This window comes from Bacteroides hominis, assembly GCF_033042785.2.
Taxonomy (GTDB): Bacteria; Bacteroidota; Bacteroidia; order Bacteroidales; family Bacteroidaceae; genus Bacteroides; species Bacteroides hominis.
On record NZ_CP178829.1, the window covers coordinates 4,049,531 to 4,075,716 of the forward strand.

The window sequence follows — 26,186 nt, forward strand, 5'->3', positions numbered from 1 at the left end:
CCTTGGACCTTTGGACCCTAATTTAAAGTTAAGCAAATTCATAATCTTCTGATAATAAAAAAGTTAATATTAAAACAACAGAAACAAAGCAATACAGGCCCAGCAGAATCAGGAACCACTCCCTGCGAGCATCCGACAATTAAAAATATGTACAGCAAGTATTTGAGAAATCATAAATAGATTCCCGCCAAAACAAAAAATAAAAAGGAGGGAAATAAAAAAAAGAAAGATTTTATTTGTTATTCCAAACAAAGTATCTATATTTGCCCCCGTTAAATAACAATTAGCAATGATGAAAATGCAAGTAAATACATATTGGTGGTGGCGCCCGTTACAACTCCGACAGTCGTAAGGGAGCAGCGCTCGTATGTATATACCTCATTAAAGATATAACAGAAATTCAGAAAGAGCCCTGTCGCAACCTGCGACGGGGCTCTTTCTTTTTTGACCGAAAATACAAATAACGAATAAAAAATAGGATTATGAAAAGTTTCTTAGTTGATCAGGATGGCTATTACGGAGAATTCGGGGGTGCTTATGTACCGGAAATACTCCACAATTGCGTAGAAGAGTTGAAAAACACGTATCTCAAAGTGATCGAAAGCGAGGATTTTAAAAAGGAATTCGACCAATTGCTGCGGGATTATGTAGGACGTCCTTCTCCCCTCTACCCGGCTCGCCGCCTTTCGGAAAAGTATGGTTGCAGGATGTATCTGAAACGGGAAGACCTGAACCATACAGGAGCCCACAAGATAAACAACACCATCGGACAAATTCTGCTGGCACGCCGCATGGGCAAAAAGCGGATCATCGCCGAGACCGGTGCCGGACAGCACGGAGTGGCAACGGCCACCGTTTGCGCCCTGATGGACATGGAGTGCATCGTGTATATGGGAAAAACGGATGTAGAACGCCAGCATATCAATGTAGAGAAGATGAAGATGCTGGGAGCCACAGTCATCCCGGTAACATCGGGTAACATGACACTGAAAGATGCTACGAACGAAGCCATCCGCGACTGGTGCTGCCATCCTTCGGATACGTATTACATCATCGGTTCCACCGTAGGACCACACCCGTATCCGGATATGGTGGCACGCTTGCAGTCGGTCATCAGCGAAGAGATAAAAAAGCAACTTCAAGAAAAAGAGGGGCGTGACTATCCGGACTACCTGATTGCCTGTGTGGGCGGAGGAAGCAACGCTGCCGGAACCATCTACCACTACATCGATGACGAACGGGTTCAGATCGTCTTGGCCGAAGCCGGTGGCAAGGGGATAGAAACCGGAATGACGGCAGCTACCATTCAATTGGGTAAAATGGGAATCATCCATGGTGCACGCACGTTCGTGATCCAAAACGAAGACGGGCAGATTGAAGAGCCTTACTCTATCTCCGCCGGACTGGACTATCCCGGTATCGGACCGATGCATGCCAACCTCGCCGACAAAAAACGGGCATTGGTGTTGGCCGTCAACGACGATGAAGCCATCCGTGCCGCTTACGAACTGACCCGGCTGGAAGGAATCATTCCTGCACTGGAATCGGCACATGCACTGGGAGCCTTGGATAAAATGACCTTCAAACCGGAAGATGTAGTCGTGCTGACCGTATCGGGACGGGGAGATAAAGATATAGAAACTTATTTGGGATAAATCATTTCACCACAGATTACACGGATTAACACAGATTTTTTAATCTAATTACCCACAAAACAGATCGTCAATCTGCGAAAATCTGTGTAATCTGTGGTGAATTCAAAATCAAATTAAAAAGAAAAAAATTATGAATACCTTTCATTATACCACCCATAGCAAGCAGGTCTTGGGCGACCTGCACACTCCGGTAAGCATCTACCTCAAAGTGCGCGATATGTATCCGCAATCGGCATTAATGGAAAGCTCGGATTATCATGCCGGAGAAAATTCCCTCTCGTTCATCGCACTCTGCCCATTGGCAAGCATCGGCATAAACAGTGGAATAGTGACCACTACGTATCCCGACAACAGCCGCGGGGAAGAACCACTCAGCAAGACGTTCCACGTAGAGAATGCGTTCAACCGCTTCATCAACCAGTTCCATGTAGTGGGAGCCGATAAGAAATTCTGCGGACTGTATGGCTATACCACTTTCAACGCAGTGAAGTACTTTGAGCACATCCCCGTGAAAGAAAGCCACGACGAGCAAAACGACGCTCCGGACCTGCTATACATATTATATAAGTACATCATCGTCTTCAATCACTTCAAGAACGAGCTGACTCTGGTGGAGATGCTGGCGGAAGGAGAAGAAAGCAGTCTGTCACAACTGGAATCGGCCATCGAGAACCGCAACTATGCCTCGTATAACTTCTCAGTGACCGGTCCCGTCACCAGTACCATCACCGACGAAGAGCACAAAGCGAATGTACGCAAAGGTATCGCCCACTGCCTCCGGGGAGACGTCTTCCAGATTGTACTGTCCAGACGGTTCATCCAGCCTTATGCCGGTGACGACTTCAAGGTATACCGCGCGCTACGCAGCATCAACCCCTCCCCTTACCTGTTCTATTTTGACTTCGGCGGATACCGCATCTTCGGTTCGTCACCGGAAACACACTGCAAAGTGGAAGACGGACAAGCCTATATCGATCCGATTGCCGGAACCACACGGCGTACGGGAGACACCATAAAGGACAAAGAACTGACGGAAGCACTTCTGGCCGACCCGAAAGAGAACGCAGAGCATGTGATGCTGGTAGATCTGGCACGCAACGACCTCAGCCGCAATTGCCACGACGTGCGGGTGCTGTTTTACAAAGAGCCGCAATATTACAGCCATGTCATCCATTTGGTAAGCCGCGTCAGCGGAGCACTGAACAAAGGGGCGAATCCGCTCAAGACTTTCATCGACACTTTCCCGGCCGGGACGTTGAGCGGCGCACCGAAAGTACGTGCCATGCAGCTTATCAGTGAGATAGAGCCGCACAACCGCGGAGCTTACGGAGGCTGCATCGGTTTCATCGGACTGGACGGGGAACTGAACCAGGCCATTACGATCCGTACTTTTGTAAGCCGCAACAATGAATTGTGGTTCCAGGCCGGAGGAGGCATCGTGGCACGCAGTCAGGACGAATACGAACTGCAAGAGGTCAACAACAAACTGGGAGCACTGAAGAAAGCAATAGATCTGGCCGTAAAACTAAAAAACTAAAAGGCATTCACCACAGAGGACACAGAGGACACAGAGATTAATTAGCTGCGCTCCATCTGTTTTCAGATAAAAGAACCTAAGAACCCATAAAGAATTATCTGTTCTTTTGTTCTTATGTCTAAAAAAAAACTCTGTGCAGCCTGTGTCCTCTGTGGTGAACCCAAACTCTAAAACAAATAAAAAAAAACAATGAATAACAAGATAGATCCCCTTAACAGACGGGAAGAAGCGATTCTGCTCCTGGACAACTATGACTCTTTCACTTACAACCTGCTGCACGTGGTAAAAGAGTTGGGAGCCACTAACATTGAAGTGTTCCGCAACGACGAAATTTCACTGGAAGAAGTGGAACGTTTTGATAAAATTATCCTTTCGCCGGGACCGGGCATACCGGAAGAAGCCGGACTGCTGCTACCCATTATCCGGAAATATGCACCGACCAAAAGCATCTTAGGAGTTTGCCTGGGACATCAAGCCATCGGTGAAGCCTTCGGGGCAGCACTCGAGAACCTGACAGAAGTATACCATGGCGTACAGACTCCGGTCAATATCCTGAAGGAAGATGTTCTTTTTAAAGGTTTGGGACACGAAATACCCGTAGGCCGCTATCATTCGTGGGTAGTAAGCCGCGAGGACTTCCCCGAATGCCTCGAGATCACCGCCGAAAGCCGTGAAGGACAAATCATGGCATTGCGGCACCGCACGTACAACGTACATGGCATCCAGTTCCATCCCGAATCGGTGCTGACTCCGCAAGGAAAAGAAATCATTAAAAACTTCTTAAACCAATAAACCCCATGAAACAGATTCTATATAAATTATTCGAACATCAATACCTGGGACGGGACGAAGCCCGTACCATATTGCAGAACATTGCACAAGGCAAATACAACGACGCACAAGTGGCTTCACTGATAACCGTCTTCCTGATGCGCAACATATCGGTAGAGGAACTTTGCGGATTCCGTGATGCGTTGCTCGAAATGCGCGTACCGGTGGATCTAAGTGAATTTGCGCCTATCGATATCGTAGGAACCGGAGGTGACGGCAAAAATACATTCAACATCTCTACCGCAGCCTGTTTCACTGTGGCAGGAGCCGGATTTCCGGTAGTAAAACATGGCAATTACGGTGCCACTTCCGTCAGCGGAGCCAGCAACGTAATGGAACAGCATGGAGTAAAATTCACCGGCGATGCAGACCGGCTCCGCCGTTCTATGGAAAAGTGCAACATCGCCTATCTGCATGCCCCTTTGTTCAACCCTGCCCTGAAAGCAGTGGCACCGATACGGAAAGCGTTGGCCGTACGTACCTTTTTCAATATGCTCGGTCCGTTGGTAAACCCTGTCATACCGCAATATCAGTTACTTGGAGTCTACAACCTCCCGTTGCTCCGTCTGTACACATATACCTATCAGGAGAGCGCCACCCGCTTTGCCGTTGTACATAGTCTGGACGGGTATGATGAAATCTCCCTGACCGACGAATTTAAAGTGGCTACCTGCGGCAACGAAAAAATCTATACTCCGGAAAGTCTCGGCTTCAACCGTTACGGAGAAGCCGACCTCGACGGCGGAAATACTCCGGAGGACGCAGCAAAAATATTTGATGCTGTTATGGAAGGAACGGCTACGGAAGCACAAAAGAACGTAGTGGTTGTCAATGCTGCCTTCTCCATCCAGGTGATCTGTCCGGATAAACCGATAGAAGAATGCATCGCCCTCGCCCGTGAATCACTGGACAGCGGCAAGGCAAAAGAGACCTTAAAGAAATTTGTTGAACTAAACAGATAGGAAAACTATCGCCCACCCCAAAGCATGAAAGATATATTATCCGAAATCATCGCCAACAAGCGTTTCGAAATAGACTTGCAGAAACAGGCCATCCCATCGGAACAGCTTCAGGAGAAACTATCTGACGAAATACGGCCCGGATACTCCATGAAGCAGGCACTAACTTCCTCGTCTACCGGTATTATTGCAGAATTCAAACGCCGCTCTCCATCCAAAGGATGGATTTATGAAGACGCACGCCCCGAACAGGTAGTGCCGGAATATGCAGCCTCAGGTGCTTCGGCGCTTTCTATCCTCACAGACGAAAAGTTCTTCGGAGGAAGCCTGAAGGATATCCGTACGGCACGCCCGCTGGTAAATATTCCGATTCTGCGCAAAGATTTCATAATCGACGAATATCAACTGTATCAGGCCAAAATAGTCGGAGCCGATGCCGTACTGCTGATTGCTGCCGCACTGGATACAGAGAAGTGCCATGCCCTTGCTGAAAAAGCTCATGAACTGGGATTGGAAGTCTTACTGGAAATCCATACCGCCGAAGAGTTACCATTTATAAATAAGGAGATCGATATGGTGGGGATCAATAACCGCAATCTCGGCACTTTCTTTACGGATGTGGAGAACTCGTTCCGATTGGCCGGACAACTGCCCCGGAACACAGTATTGGTGTCGGAAAGCGGCATATCCGATCCGCAAACCGTGAAGCGCTTGCGTAATGCCGGATTCAGAGGATTCCTGATCGGAGAAACGTTTATGAAAACCGGGCAACCGGGCAAGAAACTGGAAGAATTTATAAACGAATCGAACCCAGTAACCCATTCCCATGACAAATTCACCACAGAGTAGCACAGAGGACACAGAGGGAAAATTTAAGATATTTCTGTGGACTTGAAAATTAAAACTCTGTGTCCTCTGTGTCCTCCGTGGTGAATCGAAATCAAAACCATTCAATTAAGAACAAGAATGATAAACGACAAACTGATAAAAGTCTGCGGAATGCGCGAAGCCGACAATATCCGCGATGTAGAACAACTAAAGGTCGACATGATAGGCTTTATCTTCTACCCGAAGTCTCCCCGCTGCCTATGCGAGCTTCCGGCTTACATGCCGGGTGCGGCAAAGCGTGTGGGTGTCTTTGTCAACGAAGACAAAAAAGAAATCGAGATACTTGCCGACCGCTTCAGTCTGGATTATATCCAGCTGCATGGCAATGAATCACCGGAATACTGTCATTCACTCCGGTCAACCGGGTTAAGGCTGATCAAAGCGTTTTCCATCGCCCGGAGAAAGGATTTTGAGAACACCGAAGCATACGAAAAATCTTGTGACTATTTCCTGTTCGACACCAAATGTGAACAACATGGCGGCTCGGGCAATCAATTCGACTGGACGATGCTGAACAGCTACAAAGGGAAAAAGCCTTTCTTACTTAGCGGCGGAATCAATCCATACAGTGCTCCGACCCTGAAAGAATTGCGTCATCCCCAATTGGCGGGTTTTGACCTGAACAGTCGTTTCGAAGCCAAACCGGGACTGAAAGAGGTAGAAAGACTCAAGTTCTTTTTAGAGCAACTGGGGAAATAAAGCTCCACCAACCCTGAATATAAAAAAGTAATGAATTAAAAATAAAAGTGTATGAACAGAATAAACCAACTTTTCAGTAGCAATCCCAAGGATTTGCTATCCATCTATTTTTGTGCCGGCACTCCTACACTGGAGGGAACAGCCGAAGTGATCCGTGCCCTCGAGAAACATGGAGTAAACATGATCGAAATCGGTATCCCTTTCAGTGATCCGATGGCAGACGGCATTGTAATCCAGAATGCAGCCACACAAGCCCTACGCAACGGGATGTCGCTCAAACTTCTGTTTGAACAACTGCATAATATCCGCCGGGATGTAAAAATCCCATTGATATTAATGGGATACCTCAACCCGATTATGCAGTTCGGCTTCGATAACTTCTGCCGGCAGTGTGCCGAATGTGGAATCGACGGTGTCATCATTCCCGACCTTCCCTTCAAAGACTATCAGGAGCACTTCCGCAACATTGCGGAGCAATATGACATCAAAGTGATTATGCTTATCACTCCCGAAACGAGTGAAGAGCGTGTACACGAGATTGACGAACATACGGACGGTTTTATCTATATGGTTTCGTCGGCTGCCACCACAGGGGCACAACAGGACTTTGACGAACAAAAACGTGCGTACTTTAAAAAGATTGAAAAGATGAATCTGCGCAATCCACGCATGGTAGGTTTCGGCATCAGCAACCGGGCCACTTTCCGTGCTGCCTGCGATAATGCCTCGGGAGCCATTATCGGCAGCCGTTTTGTTACTCTGCTCAATGAAGAAAAGGATCCGGAAAAGGCCATTCTCCGATTAATTGACGGAATAAAATAAGAACAAAACTCACCACAGAGGACACAGAGCAACACAGAGACGATTTTAAGTCGTTGTTTGTTAGTAAAGAGCTCTGTGATACTCTGTGCAACTTCGTGGTGAAAAGAATCTCGACACAGTCTCTTTTATCGTTTATAGTTTATAGTTTATAGTTCTTTTTTGTATCTTTGTCGGCAAAACAGCAAAAAAGATACAGATATGAAAGCAGATTACCCCTCCGTATTACTCATTTATACTGGTGGAACTATCGGAATGATAGAAAACCCGGAAACCGGTGCTCTGGAAAATTTTAATTTCGACCATCTACTAAAGCACGTACCCGAACTGAAAAGATTCAATTACCGCATCTCTTCCTATCAGTTTGATCCCCCTATTGACTCTTCGGACATGGAACCGGCATTCTGGGCCAAACTGGTTAAGATTATAAACTATAACTATGACTCTTTTGATGGGTTTGTCATCCTTCACGGCACCGATACAATGGCGTATACAGCTTCTGCCCTCAGCTTCATGCTCGAGAACCTGAGTAAACCTGTCATCCTGACCGGCTCTCAACTCCCGATCGGTACACTACGCACAGACGGCAAAGAAAACCTGATTACAGCTATTGAAATTGCAGCAGCCAAAAATCCGGATGGCACCGCAATCGTTCCCGAGGTCTGCATCTTTTTTGAAAACCATCTGATGCGTGGCAACCGCACGACTAAAATCAACGCTGAAAACTTCAACGCTTTCCGCTCGTTCAACTATCCCCCATTGGCACGAGTAGGCATCCATATTAAATATGAACCTAACCTGATCCGCAAACCGGATCTGACCAAGCCTCTGAAACCTCACTATCTGTTCGATACGAACGTAGTCATTCTGACACTCTTCCCCGGGATTCAGGAGGGGATCGTATCTGCACTGCTCCATGTGCCGGAACTAAAGGCAGTAGTATTAAAAACATTCGGTTCAGGCAATGCACCCCAGAAAGAGTGGTTTATCAGGGAACTGAAAGACGCTACGGACCGGGGCATCATTATCGTCAATATCACTCAATGTGCCTCCGGTGCCGTCGAAATGGAACGCTATGGCACCGGCATCCAGCTGCTTCAGGCAGGAGTCATCAGCGGATACGACAGCACACCGGAATGTGCGGTCACCAAATTAATGTTCCTCTTAGGGCATGGACTCGACAATAAAGAGATCAGGTATAAAATGAATTCTTGCCTGATCGGCGAAATAACCAAAAGGACCGAATAAACATTCCATGCACCAGGCCTCTCCGGCATCTTCGTTATCACCGGACCGTATTATTCCTAAAAAACATTAATGACGTTATAATAAGTTATATTTCAAGCAATGCAGGTCGATTAATAGTTGTATATTTGTGTTGTATATTTGCAAATACTGAACAAAACAAACAAGTATGAAAACAACAATTAACAAACTATTTTTTGCATCGTCAATGATCCTATCGACGGCGTGCATTACAGCTTGCGTTGATGATAACAAAGATCTCTATGACCCCTCTTATCAAACTCCCAATCCCATGGAGGATATCAGTGCTCCGGCGGGATTCGACTGGTCCCTGACCAATACAGTGAAAGTAAACGTTGAAGTAAACGACGAGTTCGATGGACAGTATTACTATAAAATAGAAATATTGGATGGCAATCCACTTGAAACAGAAGCACCAACTCCCTATAAGGTATTAGCCGCTGGAGTAGCCAAACAAGGCGAGCTCTATACAACTACCATAAACTATACCAAAGGGATAAACTCACTCTATATCCGCCAGACAGACCCCCGTGGCAGAGATAGAATCCAACAGGCAGATTTGAGCCAAGCCCCCAGCGTTATCAACTGTAACTTCAAACGGACAAGTATAAGCACCAGAAGTATGATAACCAGAAGTGTAGACGGAATAACCGTGCCGAAGTTGCCTGTCTTTACAGAACAGACTTACAATACGGCGAAAGCTACTCCAATAACTTCCAGCAATAACATATTGGCCGACAAACAGGAGTATATCATCAATGGCTCGTACAACGGTTCACTAAATACAAATTATCTGAAAAACGGCGAACAAGCCATTGTATACGTTGCAGGCACATGGATCCCTGATGACTGGTCGAGTCAAGGATTAGTGCATGTCATTGTTTTAAAAGAAGGCCGGATTACAGCTAAAAATTTTACCATGAATACAGGGATGGATTTAACGATTCAATCCGGTGCCAGTGTTACTGGACAAGGTACATGGGGTAGTTCAACCGGTATCACGATTGTAAACTTCGGAACATTTAATATTAAAACAACGAATTACGAAGCTTTAAACTTAAATTCAGACTGTACGCTTTTCAACGGAGAAAACGCTCAGATAGAAGCGGATAAGTTCAGTTGTAACACAAATGTCAAAATAAACAATGAGGGTTACATAAAAGTTAATAACGAATTTTCGATCAACTCTGGAGCTACCGTTTACAATGCTAAAGGGAAAAGAATAGATGCGCAAAAATTTAACGCAAGTACTGGAGGAAGCCTATTCAATTTTGGAAAAGTCGATATAGAAGGAAATATATCAATGAATACAAGTTCCATCTTATATAACGGAGAAGGAGGGTTGCTTGAGGGCGAAGATTACGTAGCTGCCGGAAGCACCAACGTAAATTATGGAACCATGGAACTCGAAAATTATGATAATGGAAATGCCGGAGGCGCTAAATTGTATAACTACTGCTCGCTTTTTGTTGATGATAAAGTTGCAATAGGTGGATACATTTACATGGACCATGGAGTGATTGCCGAAGAAAAAGAGGATGACGATAGCTTTGATGAAACTGACGAAATAAAATTCTACAATAATGCAGAGGTAATCCTGACTAACGGCTCTATGATAAAAGGAAAAACTATTAAGACAGGCACTGACTTGATAGTAAAAGGAATGCCCAATACCAATACCTCTTTATTAAAATCAAAAACGTTGGAAATAAATGCTGGCGCCCCACTGACATTTACCGGAAATCTTACTATTTCCGCAGAGAATATCAGAGTCAATAGCGGAAATTATAATCTTGAAGACGGGGCTATTTGTACAGAAAAGCCAGATGTCATTATCGGTGATTGTAATGGCAAAACGGAACTGCCGGATCCAGCTCCGGAACCTTCTGATCCGAACTTCCCGATTATTGTGGAGGACAATCATCATAATTATACGTACCTGTTCGAAGACCAGTGGCCTCTGTATGGAGACTACGACATGAATGATATCGTTCTGGAAATCAGAAAAAGAAAAATGAGCATGAACGAAAAAAATAAAATCACGGAACTGGAACTCTCGATAGAGTTAACCGCTGTCGGTGCCCAGAAAGCGATTGCGGCAGCCATCATGTTCGATGAAATTCCGGCATCTGCCGTCACGCAGCCTGTCACTTACGCAAACAACTATCGTCCGGTGTCATTCGACCTCACTGATAAGAATATAGAGAAAGGCCAGGACTATGCAGTAGTTCCCCTGTTTGATAATGCACACGCACTGATGGAGCGCCCGGCAGGTTCGTTCGTCAATACAGTTTCCGGTAGTGACAATAACCAAAAGGACTCCAAAACGATCAACTTTACCCTTAAGTTTGATCCGTCATCAGCACCAAGCAGTGATGCGCTCAATATCAACAAACTGAATATCTTCATCATTACCGATAGAGGCAGCAAACGAAAAGAGATCCACGTAGCCGGATACCAGCCAACCAAACTGGCAAATACTGAACTATTCGGAGGCAACAATGATGCATCTTCCGTAAACGGAAAGAAATATTATATCAGCAAAGATAATCTGGCATGGGGCATCATAGTTCCTACCCAATTTAAATGGCCGTTAGAATATACAAAGATTCAAAATGCATATAAACAGTTTGCCGGATGGGTAACCAGCGGTGGAGTGAATAACACAAAGTGGTGGAACGATTTTGATCATACCAAAGTGTTCCAGACCAATAAAAATTAGAACAGACTATTGAACAGAAGGCTGTATCAAAACTCACCACAGGAGGAGACAGAGTAACACAGAGGCAATCTAAAGTTGTTGATTATTAGCAAAAGCTCTGTGCTACTCTGTGTTACTTCGTGGTGAAAATAGTTTCGCCACAGCCTCCTTTCGTGTTCAAAAGAGAGCCTTCAGATAAAAACACTTCTTTTAGAGAACATTGTTACAGAAATATTATATATATTTGCAGTACTGAGTAAATATACTCTATCTTACACTTAAACAAACAACAAAGCAAACATCATAACGATATTACATTATGAAAAAGAAAATATTACTTGTTGACGATAAAGCGACGATTGGCAAAGTAGCGTCAATCTATTTAGGTAAAGATTACGATTGCCAGTATATAGAAAATCCGATAAAAGCAATTGAATGGTTACACGAAGGTGATCTACCGGATCTGATCATATCAGACATACGAATGCCGGAGATGAGAGGAGATGAATTCCTGTATTACCTGAAGCACAATGAGTTGTTCAAAGACATTCCCGTCATTATGCTCTCCAGTGAAGAAAGTACAACTGAAAGAATCAGATTATTGGAAGAAGGAGCCGAAGACTATATCCTGAAACCTTTCAACCCCATGGAGCTAAAAATCCGTGTCAGAAAAATCATAGACTAAATGCCACATCTCATTTATATCGGGAGACATACTGCTACTATCGAACATTTCTCTAAGATAGCTGAAGGTGCGTTTTATGCCATTCAAAACAGCAAGAAGGCGAGCGAATTTATCGATAAAATTCGTGAAAAGTATGATATAGCGATCCTTTTCGAACAACGGGATCTATCAAAAGATATTCCTGAGATCCAGTATCTGAGAAAAAAATTCCCGGGTGTATACATCGTCCTTGTCACAGAAGGAATCAATAAAGAAGACAGACCCGTCTATCTGAAAGCCGGTATCAATAATTCAATGTCGTTCGATTCTACCTCCGAAGCATTTAAAAACATGTCGGAGTTTATGATGCGACGGAAACAGCAAAAAATTAACGATATCAACGAAAAAGGATCGAATTTACAGGCTTTCAGACTGCCTTTATGGAAAAGATTATTTGATATAGCTTTCTCGTCGACAGCCATACTCTGCTTATCTCCGATACTGTTAATCACAGCGTTAGCCATCCGGATGGAGAGTAAGGGTGCCGTAGTGTATAAATCCAAACGGGTAGGAAGCAACTACAAAATATTCGATTTCCTGAAATTCCGTTCCATGTATACCGATGCGGACAAACATCTGAGAGACTTCAACCAGCTTAACCAATATCAGGCCGAGGAGGAGGAACAGAACCCGGCGGAAGAAGAACTGCTGATCAGCGATGATATGGAGCTGAATGAGGAAGAAATCATGCTTATTTCAGATGATTTCGTCATATCCGAACAAAGCTATACAAATAAAAAGTCCGTAGAAAAGAAAAATGCGTTCGTTAAACTGGAGAATGATCCCCGCATCACCAAAGTGGGACGCATCATCCGTAAGTACAGCATCGACGAACTGCCGCAACTTATCAATATCCTGAAAGGAGATATGTCCATCGTGGGCAACCGCCCTCTCCCGCTTTACGAAGCCGAACTGCTGACAAGCGATGAATATATCGACCGCTTCATGGGACCAGCCGGACTAACCGGACTTTGGCAGGTAGAAAAACGCGGAAGCAGTGGGAAGATGTCCGCTGATGAACGTAAGCAACTGGATATAAAATATGCCAAAACGTTCTCCTTCCAACTGGATATGAAAATTATCCTGAGAACTTTCACGGCGTTTATACAAAAAGAGAACGTATAACCGTACATATGAAACTATGGATACTTTTATTCAAATAACAGATTTTATTCTGTTTCTGTGCTTCAGCCTGTTTACCATCTATCTGGGAATACCGGCAGTGGCAGCTTCTTTAAAGAATGCCACGCGATACCCGAAGACAGGAAAGAAACATAGATTTGCCATTCTGTTCCCTACGGATACTCCTTTCTCTTTTTCGCCCGACTATCCGGAAGAGCTGTATAAAGTATTCACTTACGAAGACCTGACAGAAACCGTAGGTACGCTGGATGAAAAGGATTTTGATGCCGTAATCATCCTCGGGAAAACAACTTGGATTGAACCTGCGTTTCTGAATGAAATAAATAAAGCATTCGATGGAGGAGCCAGAGCTATCCAACTTCATCCTATCACAGAGAACCGTTCTACCCGGAAGCAATACTTTCAGGCATTGAACGAAGAAATCAATCATTCTTTCTTCCGGAAAGGCGCCATCCGCCTGGGAGTATCATCGTCCTTATGCGGTACGGATATGGTGTTAGATCTGGCATGGCTGAAGAAGAACCAAAAGAGCCGTAAGAGCAATCTGGAAAGAAGATTAGTCCGGCAGGGCATCTTCGTCGAATATCTGGAAACGGTAAAAGTCTACAGCAATGACATACGTATCCCACAATATAAAGTAAGATTCTCCAAGGCCCTCTCAGCACTTCCGGAAGCAATGCTCACGGCACACTGGGATTATTGCAACAAGATTTTCAGATGGGTTCTGCCTTCCTGGAGAACAGGCTTAACCGCCATTTTTTTCATCGCAATACTGTTGCTTTGCTACAACTGGACTCTGTCTTTAAAGTGGTGGGCCTTACTTTACGTCCTGATATTCATCGTATGTCTGGCTATCCCGGATTATCTGGTAGGACAGAAAACCAAGAAATAACCAACTCTCCCCGACTATGGCACTGAAAGAGACAATCAAACAGAACCCTGCACTTAAACAAGCCGTACACCGATTCATCATGCATCCGGTGAAAACACGTCCCAACTGGTGGATACGCATATTCTCTTTTCTCTACCTGAAGCGGGGAAAAGGTTCCGTGATATACCGAAGCGTACGCCTCGACCTCCCTCCGTTCAACCTTTTCTCTCTTGGAAAATACTCGGTAGTAGAAGATTTTTCATGTCTGAACAATGCGGTGGGTGACCTGATTATCGGTGATTATACCCGGATCGGACTGGGAAACACAATTATCGGCCCTGCAACCATCGGTCACCATGTAAATCTGGCACAGAACGTAACGGTGACCGGTCTTAACCATAACTATCAGGATGCAGACAAACGTATAGATGAACAAGGAGTGAACACTCGGCCCGTCACGATTGAAGATGACGTGTGGGTAGGCGCCAATGCAGTCATCTTGCCCGGCGTGACACTGGGAAAGCACTCGGTGGTAGCCGCAGGAAGTGTTGTCAGCCGTTCTGTTCCCCCCTACTCCGTATGTGCAGGCAGTCCGGCCAAAGTGATCAAGCAGTTCAATCCGCAAAGCAAAATCTGGGAAAAAATAAGCCCGAATGGGCGAAAGTAACTACATATAGTGAGATATCTTACGTAATATACCCTAAAAAGGGGATTGTGGCAACTGTGAAAACACGCTATCTTTGCAGTATCAGAATTTAATTAATTAGTCATAATTTTATTACGTAGCCACATTTGAGTAAAAGGAACAATCCCGCCGAAGTGATTTCGTCGGGATTTTGTTATTTATATGGTTACCGGACAGATCAACCGGATATGAGACAGTGAAGAGAAAACAGTAAAATCCGGACATAAAAAAACGAGTAAATTCTTCAGTAGAATTACCCGCCCCACATCAGAAAAGCCATAAAGGCTTTTCTTTAATACCTCAAAATTCCTAAAAACACAATCTTCTTTTTACCTAAAAACTCTCAATACCTATTATTCTTTTACCTTTAAAAATCTTTACCTAATTGAAAATCACTTGAAACTTTTAATACCTTAAATCTTTATCTAATACCTAATATTCTATTTTACCTTAAAAAGCAATTTCCCAACTGCACTGCAAAGATACGGCTTTTTTCTAACCCGACAAGCGGTTTTATGTTTTATAACATTCTTTTAGAGCTATAAATCCTTTACGTCACTTAGCTCAACCAGCTTATTTACAATAGCATAGATGGTCAGACCGGCCGCACTGTGTATTTGCAGCTTCTTGCTGATATTTCTGCGATGTGTGATCACCGTATGGATAGAAAGAAAGAGTTTTTCGGCAATTTCCTTATTGGTCATTCCCTTCACCACACAAATCACGATCTCTTTCTCACGTTGACTCAGAGCCTCCTGGCTATCCTCCTCTTCTTCGGGTTCTATATTCTGCAAGAGATTGATTTTATTGGCCAACGCCTCCAAGTCATCGAAAATAGAAATGGACGCATCGTACTTACTGAGCAGCGAAGCATCGATAAACGAACTGACCAATGCCACTACCCTGATTCCCTTGCCGGCAGTCTCTTCACGGAAACGTGCCACATCGAAAAAGTCGCCAAATGTAGGGTTGACCACCAATATATCGGGGAACTGTGTACGCAGGCAATCGTTGAGTGCCTCTACCGACAGCAGTTCTACCGGTTGAATTTTCAGATTGGGTAAACGTTTCAAAGCCAGCGTCAGGCCACTGCGAATAATCACCGACGTCTCGGCTACAGCTATACGGATTGATTCGTTATTTTTCATTTTCTCGCATCCTCCTTTCCAGTTTCAGAATGGCAGGAACAAACAAATAGTCTTCTACTTTACAGTGTGATTCAAGCCCTTCCTCACAAGCATAAATATCAAACAAGGCTGCATTCAGCACATTGGTATTTGCCTTGGCCGGACAATATTTAATAATAATGTTTTTCAGCTCCGTAAGCCGCTCTCCTACCTGCTCGTGATGTTTTGAGAAAGTGCTGATCTGATAATTCTTAGGCGCATTGCCATGAATCAGCGTATCCACATACTTAAACACTGTTTTTTCTTCATACTCCATATGTTTGCGTACCTCCCGCATATATCCGTCGAAGAACTTCAGAATAAGGAATGAAACATCGTCCTGCGAACAGTCAATGGCTTCAATCAACTTCCTCCGAATGGCCGGCAGACAGTAATCGAGAAAATAGATATGCGCTTGTCTCAGATAATCGACCAAAGCCGGTATGGAAATATCGTCGGCACTGCCGTCCATACGTGAGAACCCTTCAGCCATGAAATTCACAACAACCAAAAATGTATGGCAATCTACATTGTTCATCTCACAGACCTCTTTCACTGTCTTGTCACCAAACCCTAATGAAAGCCCAAAGCGGCTCATAACTTGTAAAAGAGAATAATTATCACCGATAAGGTCGATCATTTTATCGGTTGGTTTATATTTTTGTAGTTTATCCATCAACACCTTAATTATATTACGGGTGCAAAGAAACACAATATTTAGATGGTACGCAATCACTATAAATAGGTATTTTCACGATAAATAAACTAAAAAAACACAAGAAATGACGAAACAGAACGGCATGTAAACAACAAAATCATGGATTATCCTTCATCGTTCACCACTATTTTTTACCTTTGCATCAATCAACTAAAACATAACAATATGACAAACGAACTGGAGCTGAAATATGGTTGTAACCCCAACCAAAAACCCGCGCGTATCTTTATTAAGGAAGGCGAACTGCCCATCGAGGTCCTGAACGGCAGACCCGGATATATCAATCTGCTGGACGCCTTGAACAGTTGGCAGTTAGTGAAAGAACTGAAAGAAGCAACCGGACTTCCGGCTGCCGCTTCATTCAAGCACGTAAGTCCGGCAGGTGCCGCGGTAGCAGTGGAAATGAGCGAAACATTGAAGAAGATTTATTTCGTAGATGACATGGAACTTTCTCCGATGGCAACTGCGTACGCCCGTGCCCGGGGTGCCGACCGGATGTCATCTTACGGAGATTTCATCGCCCTTTCTGATGTTTGTGACGAACCGACAGCCCGCATCATCAACCGTGAAGTGTCGGATGGAGTCATTGCTCCCGGCTACACTCCGGAGGCACTCGAGATTCTGAGAAACAAACGGAAAGGTACTTATAATGTAATCAGGATAGATCCGGCATACCGTCCGGCCCCCATCGAACATAAAGACGTATTCGGCATTACATTTGAGCAGGGACGCAATGAACTGAAGATTGACGAAAGCCTGCTAAAAGAAATGCCTACCCGGAACCGGAACATTCCGGCTGATGCCAAACGTGACTTGATTATCGCCCTGATCACTTTGAAGTATACACAGTCCAACTCCGTATGCTATGCCAAAGACGGGCAAGCCATCGGCATTGGTGCAGGACAGCAATCACGCATCCATTGTACCCGCCTGGCCGGAAACAAAGCCGACATCTGGTATTTGCGCCAACATCCGAAAGTGATGAACCTGCCTTGGAAAGAAAAGATACGCCGTGCCGACCGTGACAACACGATCGACGTATATATCTCGGACGACTATATGGATGTGCTGGCCGACGGCGTATGGGAACAGTTCTTCACCCGGAAACCGGAAGTGCTGACCCGTGAAGAAAAGCGTGCATGGCTCGATACGCAATCGGGCGTAGCTTTAGGCTCGGATGCCTTCTTTCCTTTTGGAGACAACATTGAACGTGCGCACAAAAGCGGCGTGAGCTACATTGCCCAGCCCGGTGGCTCGGTTCGTGACGACCATGTGATAGATACCTGTGACAAATACGACATAGCGATGGCCTTTACGGGCATCCGGCTATTCCATCATTAATAACAATCGCCCCCTTTACTCCCCATTTATAGTGATAACTACCCTGTTATTTCCACTATAAATGGGGATTTTCTGTTTCTTCCGAACCTCTTATCTTTGCCACATCATTTAAAAACAAGATCAGAAAATGAATAAAATTGGAGTATTTTACGGTTCCACAACGGGAACTACCGAAGATGTAGCCCGCCGGATTGCAGAAAAACTGAACGTTCCTAAAGGTGACATCCACGATGCCTCAAAACTGAACGACGAGTTAGTGAAAGAGTATGATGTATTAGTGCTGGGCACCTCTACATGGGGAGCAGGCGAACTTCAGGATGATTGGTATGATGGCATTAAAGTGCTGAAGAAGGCCGACCTGTCTCACAAATTTGTAGCGCTCTTCGGTTGCGGAGACTCAGATTCATACGGCGATACCTTCTGCGACGGCATCGGTATCCTGTACGAAGAGCTGAAAGACACCCATTGCACCTTCTGCGGAGCAACCGACCCGTCCGACTACACATTCGACTCTTCTGTCGCAGTAGTCAACGGCAAATTCGTGGGACTTCCTTTGGATGAAGTTAACGAAGACAACAAGACCGACAAGCGTATTGCCCAATGGACTGAATCTTTAAAAAAAGAATGTATCAACTAATTTAAAATTCCGACGAACGTTATGGCTATCGAACGAAAGGTTCCGGGTGAAATACGAATTTTCCTGAACCATGTATACGAATTCAAGAAAGGGATACGCAACATGGTGCTCTACACCATGAATAAGGAGCACGAAGCGTTTGCCATACAACGTCTGGAAAAACAGAATATCAGTTACCTGATACAAGAAGTAAACACCAATAAGATAAATCTGTTCTTTGGTAAGGCCGAATGTATGGAAGCCATACGGCATATCATTATTCGGCCTTTGAACCATCTCACTCCGGAAGAAGATTTCATATTAGGCGCTATGCTCGGATACGATATCTGCCAACAATGTAAACGATATTGCAGTAAAAAAGAAAATATAAAGATTGCCGGCTAAGTTTCAGATTGTTTTCAGTACAAGGACACGGTTCATCCGGCAGAAGGATACAGCCACGCCGGAATGAACCAACAGGATGACACAGAGTTTCGCAGAGGGAAAATAACAGCCAGCCCTGCGGAACTCTGTGTCACATTGTAGCGAGCCCACTTGCCCCCCCATACAACCACACAGTCGCCTGATAAACCGTGCCGGTTTCGCTTACCTCTATTTCATAAAGAATGTTATCCCCGTAGTACTTTCCGCAGGAAATTTGTTTTATAAGAAAACAATTAATTAAAAATACCCGAAAACAAGATGATTAAAGCATTCTTCAAAAAGAACCTGCTCACATTTGTCGGACTGGCAATAGGAGCTGTAGGAGGATTCCTGTATTGGAAATACGTAGGCTGCACCGGCGGCACTTGTCCCATTACCTCCTCGCCGGTCAACAGCACCCTTTGGGGAGCTGTGATGGGCGGATTACTTCTGAACCTGTTTAAGACAGGCAGTACCCCGAAAAGAACCGACTAATCCCCACATCTTATGGCAACCGCAAACGAACAAGAACAATCAAGAGCCTACTTACTTGCAGGCATGTTTACGCTTTCACTGCGCCTCGTAGTGGGATGGACTTACTTTTCAGCCTTCTGGCGACGCCTTGTACTCGAAAATAAACTGATACCGGACAGTGCCGGATACATCGGAGAAAAGTTCAACCATTTCCTTCCGAACTCGATAGGTATCCGTCCGGTAATCGAATATCTGGTATCCACCCCCGATATGTTGTGGTGGGCAATGGTGATCTTCACCCTTGTCGAAGGGGTAGTCGGGTTACTCTATATGTTAGGGTTCTTCACCCGCCTGATGAGTATCGGTGTATTCAGTCTGGCCACCGGTATCCTCTTAGGATCCGGATGGTTAGGAACAACCTGCCTGGACGAATGGCAGATCGGTATTCTGGGAGTAGCTGCCGGATTCACTATCTTCCTTTCCGGTGGTGGAAGATACTCGGTCGATTATCTGACAGAGCGAAAATTCGCCTTACGGAAGAAAGCAGGCTGGCTGGTATGGCTGACCTCCGGAGAATTACCTTTAAAGACCAAACGCTTTGCCAATATCAGTGTGGCAGGTGCCATCGTCATCTTCGTACTGACCCTGTACACCAACCAAGAGTTTCACAACGGTGTCTGGGGACCACTGCACAATAAGTCCGTCAAACCGAAGATTGAAATATCCGACGCACAAATAGAGAACAACTCTTTGTCATTCAGTGTTTATCGTGTTGAAGGTGCCGATGTATACGGCTCTTTCCTGATCGGTATCAGCCTGAAAGACGCCAACGGACACGTTGTGTTAGAAAAGAAAGGAGAAGAACTGGCTGACTTCCCAATCGGAAATATCGATAACAAATACATTGCCCGGGTAGCTCCGGGTAAGCATAGCCTGGTGATTCCGCTCGGAAGCAAAGCAACCCTTACAGTCAATGATCCGGCTATGGGAACTTTGCCCAAAGGAAAATACGAATTGGTACTGACCGATATCAGTGGCATCACCTGGAAAAAAGAGATCGTCCATTAATAACCATTAAAAAGCAGAAAAATGAAAAAGAGCATTCTTATCCCCTTCCTATTTATAGGATTGCTGGCCTTTGCATCTTGCAAAGGGACATCCGAGAACAAGACAACTGCCGGCGCAGATACGGTACAAACGGAAAAACCGCAACCGGGAACCATCCACCTGACCCGTGCAGAGTTTCTAAAGAAGGTGGCCGACTATGAAAACCATTCGAAGGAATGGAAATACCTGGGTGACAAACCGGCTATCGTAGACTTTTATGCCGACTGGTGCGGTCCCTGCAAAATGGTCGCTCCGATCCTTGAAGAATTATCCAAAGAGTATGCCGGAAAGATTTATATCTATAAAGTAGATGTAGACAAAGAACCGGAACTGGCAAAGGCTTTCGGCATACAGAGTATTCCCACCCTCTGGTTTGTACCGATGAAGGGAGAGCCCCAAGTAAGCATGGGGGCTTTATCCAAAGAGCAACTAAAAGGGTATATCGATAAAGTTCTGTTGAAACCATAAACGATGATGCGGCCTCACCCGGCAAACCGGTACTGAGGCCGTTTTTGGGGATTTATCGTTTTTCTGATCTATGAACTTTCATGTAGCCATCGGTCAACGTTTTCATAAAGGCCACGATGTCAGCTTCTTCTTCCTGTGTCAGTCCGAGATTTCCCAATTCATCCTTGTTCACGGTAGCAGGATACTCGGCAGGTGGAAATTCATCACTCACGTCCCGCACATTATAGAAATGCACAATCTCCTCAAGTGTCTTAAAATAACCGTTATGTCCATATGGAGCCGTGAGTTCCACATTGCGCAACGTAGGCACACGATACTTGCCATTCTCACTTTCAGCATTGACAATAGCCCCCAAATCCACCGAATCGGCAGTTAGCAGGAAATATTCTGCCGGCACCTTATAATGCGGATGATCCGGCAACTTCGGTATACCCAGATTATCATAAGTATGATCGGTAAACAACGTGCGGTGTGCCCGCTTGTCACGATCCAGGACATGGCATTCGGCACATTGCCCTTTCTCCTTGAAAAGCTCCTTTCCACGCGCTTCCTGTGCGGTCAGCTGATAATTTCCTTTTTTATAGGCATCGTACTTGGATGTAAAAGGATTGATTTCTTTGGATGACTGATAAGCCGCCAGTGCGTCCGTAACGTAAGCAAACAGCGAATCGGCATTACCCGTTTCGCCATATATCCGTATCAAACGGTCATAATACGGAGTACGTCTCACCTTTTCGGCCACCATTTGTTTGTCCTTATTCCCCATTTCCACCGGATTCAGCAAAGGAACACCCGCCTGATCCCGCAAAGAAGGAGAACGGCCGTCCCAAAACAGACCTCCCACATAGCTTTCATCTTCATCATCATAATGTAACTCAGGCACAAAAGCGGCATAACATACCGACATGGAATTGCGCTGAGAAAAGAGTCCCTGCACTGCGCCTTCGGATATGGCACGCGACTGTTCATCGGCAAATCCCCGGGAGACGGCATGGCAAGTGGCGCACGACTGTCCGGATGGTTCAGAGAGCGAAGTATCATGGAAGAGGAGTTTACCCAACGCTTCTTTTTCGCTTCCGCCTTTGTGAGGCGGATGTCCGCACGAGATGCAGACAGAACCCATCAGTGCGGCTAATAGTAGTTTATGTGTCATCATAGTTGTAAAAACAGGGATATAGTTGTTTCAGGGTTCAAAGATACATCATTTTCTGAAAAAGGTATAAAAAAGCCCGGTCGAAATCACATCGCCCGGGCCCCTCTAAACAGGCTCTTACGAATCTGTTCCACGAAAATATACTATAGTTATAAAGAAGTTCTATTCCTCTTCGGGCCAAAGTTCTCCCGCAACCATTTCAGCCATTCTCAGCGTATGCCATTGCTTCTCCTCAGCCTCTTCATAAGATTCCGAAGGTAGTACCTCAGCATTGGGAATGCAGAGTGAGAAGCGGTGCGAGGGAATATAACGTACAATCTGGTCGATCTTAGCCCTTAGTTCTTCCAACTCTTCCTCTACGGGATAATGGGAAAGGACGAAACCAAAAACCGATTGCTTTTCCCGTATGAACCACAGCAAACGGTTTTTGCCACAACATTCCGAATCATAGTCGAGGAAAAAAGCATTGATGCCCTGTAGTGAGAAAAGCATTTCGGTAGGCGAGTGAAAAGCGATGTAAAGGTCGGCAGGCAGATTTTCCAAAGCCATGTTGTTGACACGAATAGCATTATCTGTCACCGTGCGCGTTGCGTCATCGAGTTGCAGATAACGGCATCCCGATTTATACAATTCCATAATCAGCTTCTGATACACCTGTGCAATATCCACCAGCAATGTCTCGAGTTCGGGATAAATCAGATCCAGTTGCGTCCGGTTTGCGTCCTTCATCAATTCGGCCAGCAGGCGCGAAGGCGCCGGAAGCACCTGCTTAGCTATTACATCTCCGCCGGTTACCCCGGTAAGAAAAACAAAATCATCGAGCACCGGATGACGATGCACATCGATCTTGCCGGTCAGTTCGACAGAAGTCTTTCTGTCATCCCGGAATCGGATGCCATCCAATCCGCACATAAAGTCGAGCGGCCACGCATCACTGCGGAAACGGCCGTCGGTGACCACCTTCAGCCCTTCTGCCTTCAGTCTGTCCACCAGATTCCGTATTTCGGCATCTTCGACAGCACGCAAAGTAAGCAGGCTGATTTGTTCGTTTCGATATTGCTCACGGGCTTCTCTCAATGCAGGAGGCAGAAGAAAAGTACCGGCAACGTCTACTTTGAACGGAGGAACTACTTTTTCCATACGCTCTACGTTTTTAATATTGATTGTTACTATTGTGCTTTGCTCCTAACCCACGAGGAACCAAGACTTATCAGCGAGAGTGGCAGGTCTTCTGACTTAGCTTCCATTCCGAACGCCTTCCCGGCTTACACGAGCCAGTGGCAAAAGAGTATCCGATCGGAATGTTTGTATTAAAGCCTCACAGCAGCGGGACTGTCCGGGAGTCACACCCGGTTCCCTTTTAATCGCCAGAAGCAGGAAAGCTTTGGCGAACCAATCTGCCGACAAATATAAAAACAATAAATCAGATATTTGTGTTCAGAGAGATACTTTTTTCAATCGGAGCCTCTGCCGAAGTAAAACAGAGGCTCTGTCCGGACAGAACAAAGGCTCCGTCCGACCGGGACAGAGCCTTCGTTTCAACCAAGCAGAGGCTCGGTTTCCAGACTAATTGCAACGGGCTTAATAGCTGATCTTTACTCCGGCAAAATAGCTTCGCGGAGCAGCCGGCCCATAGATATATCCGGAGTCACGTTCCACTCCCTGGTCAAAGTCGTTCTGATAAGCGTTGAACACATTTTGTACACCGGCGCTCAACTGGAGGTCTATCGTCTTATAAAGTTTGAAATCATAGGCCAACTTAACTCCCATATCGAAGAAATCGCGCGTATTGACCGCTATGTCATTCTTGATATAACCTGCCATATGCTGCACCAGCATCGAACCGGTATAGGTTCCCGACAAGGAAACGGAGAGCGGTTTGACAGGGGTATAGGTTGCCGTGAAATATCCATAGGTATTCGGAGTACGGAAAATCTTCTTCTGAGCCGGTGCCGTTTCACTCCATTTTTCGGGTTCGTCATAGCGGCTTTGCTGCAAGGTGACTCCCGCCTGCAACTGGAACAAAGAGAGGTAAGCCATTTTTCCTTCCATCGACAGTCCCAGCACTTTCGCTCCCGAACCATTGCGACGTTCTTTAATCAGAATCCCGTCCCGCACTCCGATGTTCTCGAGAACAAACACATCCGACAGCTTGGTATAGAAACCTTCTACCAGGAAGTTCACCTGAAAAGCACCGAAGCGGTGATACATATCCGCCGAAGCACTGAAACTCTGCGACTTCTCTTCTTTGAGATTCTTGGCGCGCTCAATCATAGACACCGTTCCGCCCACATTCTCAATATGCAGGTCTTCATCAAAAGCCTGGGGGGCACGGAATCCGGAAGAATAGCTCAGACGGAGGTTGACGTCTTGTGTAGGATTGAAACGCAAATTGGCACGGGGACTGAAGATGACATGGTTGATCAGATTATGCTTGTCCAGACGTCCGCCCAGCAAGATACTCCACTTTTCATTTTTCCATTCGTTCTGGAAGAAAGCGCTACCGATATTCACCGTCTGCCTGGTATAGCGATTGTATCCCCACATATCATCCTTCAGATTGTCCCGGTTATATTCCAGCCCGGCAGTCAGATCGGCAGGCATAAAGAGGCATTTATCGAAACTGTACACATACTGGGAACCGCCGATAAAGGTCAGGTCCGTCGTCTTTCCATAGGCATTCAGGTCCTTTTTACTACCGTAATAGCTGTCGCGGTCCGTATGCTGTGCCGATGTATACAGTGTCAGGCGGTGCTTTTCGTTCGGAGCAAAATAGTCGAACTTCAATCCCCCACCATTGATGGAATGCTGAATCTGCTCGGCAATATCGGCTTCGTGAGGCGGACGGTTCAGCATGTTGCCGCCACGGCGGAACTCCTGCAAGTGATGATACTCAAACGTTAGTTTGGAGTATGTACTTGTTTTCAGGAACGAACGGAAACCTACTGTCTGGTTTTTGAGTTTAGGCATTTCGGAATAACCGTCCCCGTCGTGATCATACGCATCGCGATGTCGGTTCTGACCGAACACATAGAGTCCTGCCCGGTGATCGTCGGTCACCAGCGAAGCATTCAGCGAGGTATTATTGTCGAAAGACGAGCTGCCGCCAATAGAAGTAATGGTGTGTGCCAACTGCCCCGAATTGCGTAACGGCTCTTTAGTGATGATATTGATGGTTCCGGCAATGGCAGACGAACCAAACAGCGCAGAACCTCCACCACGCATCACCTCTACCCGCTCAATCATGTTGGCAGGAATCTGCTCCAAACCATAAACACCGGAAAGGGCACTGAAGATGGGACGCGAATCGATAAGAATCTGCGTATAGGGGCCGTCCAGACCATTGATGCGCACCTGCTGGAACCCGCAGTTCTGGCAATTCGTCTCCACACGCACACCGGGCTGAAAGTTCAGTCCTTGCGAGAGTGTAGGCGAGTTCGTATTCTCGAACATCTTCATATCCACCACATTGACCAGCGTAGGTGCCAACCTCCGTTTGGTCACACTTCGATTGGCAGACACCACCACTCCGTCGAGGGCTACGGCATCCTCTTCCAGTTCGAAGTTTTCTTCAAGCGTCTTCCCCTTTTTAAGCGTGACGTTGCGGCTGATGGTTTTATAACCAACCGAACTGGCTTCGAGGACGAAATCCCCTTCGGGAAGGTTTTTAAGGAAATAGTGTCCGGTGGCATCCGTCACGGTGCCAATCGTGGTTCCTTTCAGAGCAATCGTTATATAAGAGAGGTGTTCACCCGTTTTTTTATCGAGTACATGTCCGATGATATTCGCATCGGAAGCTTTCAGTTCCGGGTGTTCCGGTTGGTCGGCCATAGCCGGCAACAAGGCACAGCACAGGCTAACGAGGAAAAATATGTATTTCTTCATTTTCGTTTCTGGATAGTAAAATTACTAAATAAGTTTCTCTAAATAAAGCAGTAAGAG

Annotated in this window: 24 protein-coding genes and 1 riboswitch; of the genes, 19 read left to right on the top strand and 5 right to left on the bottom strand. The window is 45.7% G+C overall.

The annotated features are described in order from the left end of the window. Positions 1-482 precede the first annotated feature (482 nt). The 13 genes from trpB to R3O62_RS17105 all read left to right on the top strand — a co-directional run bounded on the left by trpB (position 483) and on the right by R3O62_RS17105 (position 14,760). Entirely contained in the window at positions 483-1,655 is a 1,173-nt protein-coding gene (trpB, locus tag R3O62_RS17045) for a tryptophan synthase subunit beta (protein ID WP_317472773.1), read from the top strand. A gap of 130 nt (positions 1,656-1,785) precedes the next feature. After that, entirely contained in the window at positions 1,786-3,192 is a 1,407-nt protein-coding gene (locus R3O62_RS17050) for an anthranilate synthase component I family protein (RefSeq protein ID WP_022012614.1), read from the top strand. Between the two features lie 189 nt (positions 3,193-3,381). Then, positions 3,382-3,984: an anthranilate synthase component II gene (locus tag R3O62_RS17055; protein ID WP_005806627.1), complete on the top strand. Its 603-nt coding sequence runs from the start codon at positions 3,382-3,384 to the stop codon at positions 3,982-3,984. Positions 3,985-3,989: 5 nt separating this feature from the next. Beyond that, positions 3,990-4,985: an anthranilate phosphoribosyltransferase gene (gene trpD, locus R3O62_RS17060; RefSeq protein WP_186992677.1), complete on the top strand. Its 996-nt coding sequence runs from the start codon at positions 3,990-3,992 to the stop codon at positions 4,983-4,985. Between the two features lie 24 nt (positions 4,986-5,009). Next, positions 5,010-5,831 carry an indole-3-glycerol phosphate synthase TrpC gene (gene trpC / locus R3O62_RS17065; protein WP_005806632.1) on the top strand — a complete coding sequence of 274 codons (822 nt, stop codon included), beginning with the start codon at positions 5,010-5,012 and terminating at the stop codon, positions 5,829-5,831. A gap of 117 nt (positions 5,832-5,948) precedes the next feature. Then, positions 5,949-6,569 carry a phosphoribosylanthranilate isomerase gene (locus tag R3O62_RS17070; protein ID WP_032537982.1) on the top strand — a complete coding sequence of 207 codons (621 nt, stop codon included), beginning with the start codon at positions 5,949-5,951 and terminating at the stop codon, positions 6,567-6,569. A 51-nt stretch (positions 6,570-6,620) separates the two neighbouring features. Next, positions 6,621-7,391 (top strand): tryptophan synthase subunit alpha, encoded by a 771-nt coding sequence (trpA, locus tag R3O62_RS17075; protein ID WP_032530048.1) that lies wholly within the window; start codon positions 6,621-6,623, stop codon positions 7,389-7,391. Between the two features lie 198 nt (positions 7,392-7,589). Then, positions 7,590-8,636, top strand: coding sequence for an asparaginase (locus R3O62_RS17080; RefSeq protein WP_005778344.1), 1,047 nt, complete (start codon positions 7,590-7,592; stop codon positions 8,634-8,636). A gap of 166 nt (positions 8,637-8,802) precedes the next feature. Further along, positions 8,803-11,376 (top strand): LruC domain-containing protein, encoded by a 2,574-nt coding sequence (locus R3O62_RS17085; protein ID WP_217737486.1) that lies wholly within the window; start codon positions 8,803-8,805, stop codon positions 11,374-11,376. 298 nt (positions 11,377-11,674) lie between these two features. Further along, positions 11,675-12,040 carry a response regulator gene (locus R3O62_RS17090; RefSeq protein WP_217737488.1) on the top strand — a complete coding sequence of 122 codons (366 nt, stop codon included), beginning with the start codon at positions 11,675-11,677 and terminating at the stop codon, positions 12,038-12,040. Continuing rightward, on the top strand, positions 12,041-13,204 hold the full coding sequence (locus R3O62_RS17095; protein ID WP_217737490.1) for a sugar transferase: 1,164 nt from the start codon (positions 12,041-12,043) through the stop codon (positions 13,202-13,204). A gap of 16 nt (positions 13,205-13,220) precedes the next feature. Beyond that, the gene (locus R3O62_RS17100; RefSeq protein WP_032542558.1) at positions 13,221-14,114 is read left to right on the top strand and encodes a hypothetical protein; all 894 of its coding nucleotides are present in this window, start codon (positions 13,221-13,223) and stop codon (positions 14,112-14,114) included. Positions 14,115-14,130: 16 nt separating this feature from the next. Next, positions 14,131-14,760 carry an acyltransferase gene (locus tag R3O62_RS17105; protein ID WP_122330256.1) on the top strand — a complete coding sequence of 210 codons (630 nt, stop codon included), beginning with the start codon at positions 14,131-14,133 and terminating at the stop codon, positions 14,758-14,760. Between the two features lie 557 nt (positions 14,761-15,317). On the opposite strand, the gene R3O62_RS17110 is transcribed toward R3O62_RS17105, so the two are convergent. Continuing rightward, positions 15,318-15,926, bottom strand: a complete 609-nt coding sequence (locus tag R3O62_RS17110; RefSeq protein WP_005806654.1) for a response regulator transcription factor — start codon at positions 15,924-15,926, stop codon at positions 15,318-15,320. After that, positions 15,916-16,620, bottom strand: a complete 705-nt coding sequence (locus R3O62_RS17115; RefSeq protein WP_005778355.1) for a hemerythrin domain-containing protein — start codon at positions 16,618-16,620, stop codon at positions 15,916-15,918. The genes R3O62_RS17110 and R3O62_RS17115 overlap by 11 nt, the downstream gene beginning before the upstream one ends. 207 nt (positions 16,621-16,827) lie before the next feature. Between R3O62_RS17115 and R3O62_RS17120 the strand changes: the two genes are divergently transcribed. The 6 genes from R3O62_RS17120 to trxA all read left to right on the top strand — a co-directional run bounded on the left by R3O62_RS17120 (position 16,828) and on the right by trxA (position 21,091). Further along, positions 16,828-18,003, top strand: coding sequence for a phosphoribosylaminoimidazolecarboxamide formyltransferase (locus tag R3O62_RS17120; protein ID WP_005806659.1), 1,176 nt, complete (start codon positions 16,828-16,830; stop codon positions 18,001-18,003). A gap of 127 nt (positions 18,004-18,130) precedes the next feature. Continuing rightward, complete coding sequence (gene fldA / locus R3O62_RS17125; protein ID WP_022012605.1) at positions 18,131-18,640, top strand: flavodoxin FldA; 510 nt, start codon at positions 18,131-18,133, stop codon at positions 18,638-18,640. 21 nt (positions 18,641-18,661) lie between these two features. Next, the gene (locus tag R3O62_RS17130) at positions 18,662-19,024 is read left to right on the top strand and encodes a DUF2023 family protein (RefSeq protein WP_005778362.1); all 363 of its coding nucleotides are present in this window, start codon (positions 18,662-18,664) and stop codon (positions 19,022-19,024) included. Positions 19,025-19,321: 297 nt separating this feature from the next. Next, on the top strand, positions 19,322-19,537 hold the full coding sequence (locus R3O62_RS17135; protein ID WP_005778363.1) for a DUF6132 family protein: 216 nt from the start codon (positions 19,322-19,324) through the stop codon (positions 19,535-19,537). Positions 19,538-19,549: 12 nt separating this feature from the next. Then, positions 19,550-20,584: a TQO small subunit DoxD gene (locus tag R3O62_RS17140; protein WP_005806662.1), complete on the top strand. Its 1,035-nt coding sequence runs from the start codon at positions 19,550-19,552 to the stop codon at positions 20,582-20,584. A gap of 21 nt (positions 20,585-20,605) precedes the next feature. Further along, positions 20,606-21,091, top strand: a complete 486-nt coding sequence (trxA, locus tag R3O62_RS17145; RefSeq protein WP_005778368.1) for a thioredoxin — start codon at positions 20,606-20,608, stop codon at positions 21,089-21,091. Positions 21,092-21,143: 52 nt separating this feature from the next. Here trxA and R3O62_RS17150 read toward each other — a convergent pair whose 3' ends face one another. From R3O62_RS17150 to R3O62_RS17160, 3 genes are all read right to left on the bottom strand, one after another. Continuing rightward, positions 21,144-22,247 (bottom strand): cytochrome-c peroxidase, encoded by a 1,104-nt coding sequence (locus R3O62_RS17150; protein ID WP_317472774.1) that lies wholly within the window; start codon positions 22,245-22,247, stop codon positions 21,144-21,146. A 159-nt stretch (positions 22,248-22,406) separates the two neighbouring features. Beyond that, positions 22,407-23,384, bottom strand: a complete 978-nt coding sequence (locus R3O62_RS17155; protein WP_005806667.1) for a methionine synthase — start codon at positions 23,382-23,384, stop codon at positions 22,407-22,409. Between the two features lie 63 nt (positions 23,385-23,447). Then, positions 23,448-23,656: riboswitch (cobalamin riboswitch) on the bottom strand. A 169-nt stretch (positions 23,657-23,825) separates the two neighbouring features. Continuing rightward, the gene (locus R3O62_RS17160) at positions 23,826-26,129 is read right to left on the bottom strand and encodes a TonB-dependent receptor (RefSeq protein ID WP_005778375.1); all 2,304 of its coding nucleotides are present in this window, start codon (positions 26,127-26,129) and stop codon (positions 23,826-23,828) included. Between the last annotated feature and the right edge of the window lie 57 nt (positions 26,130-26,186).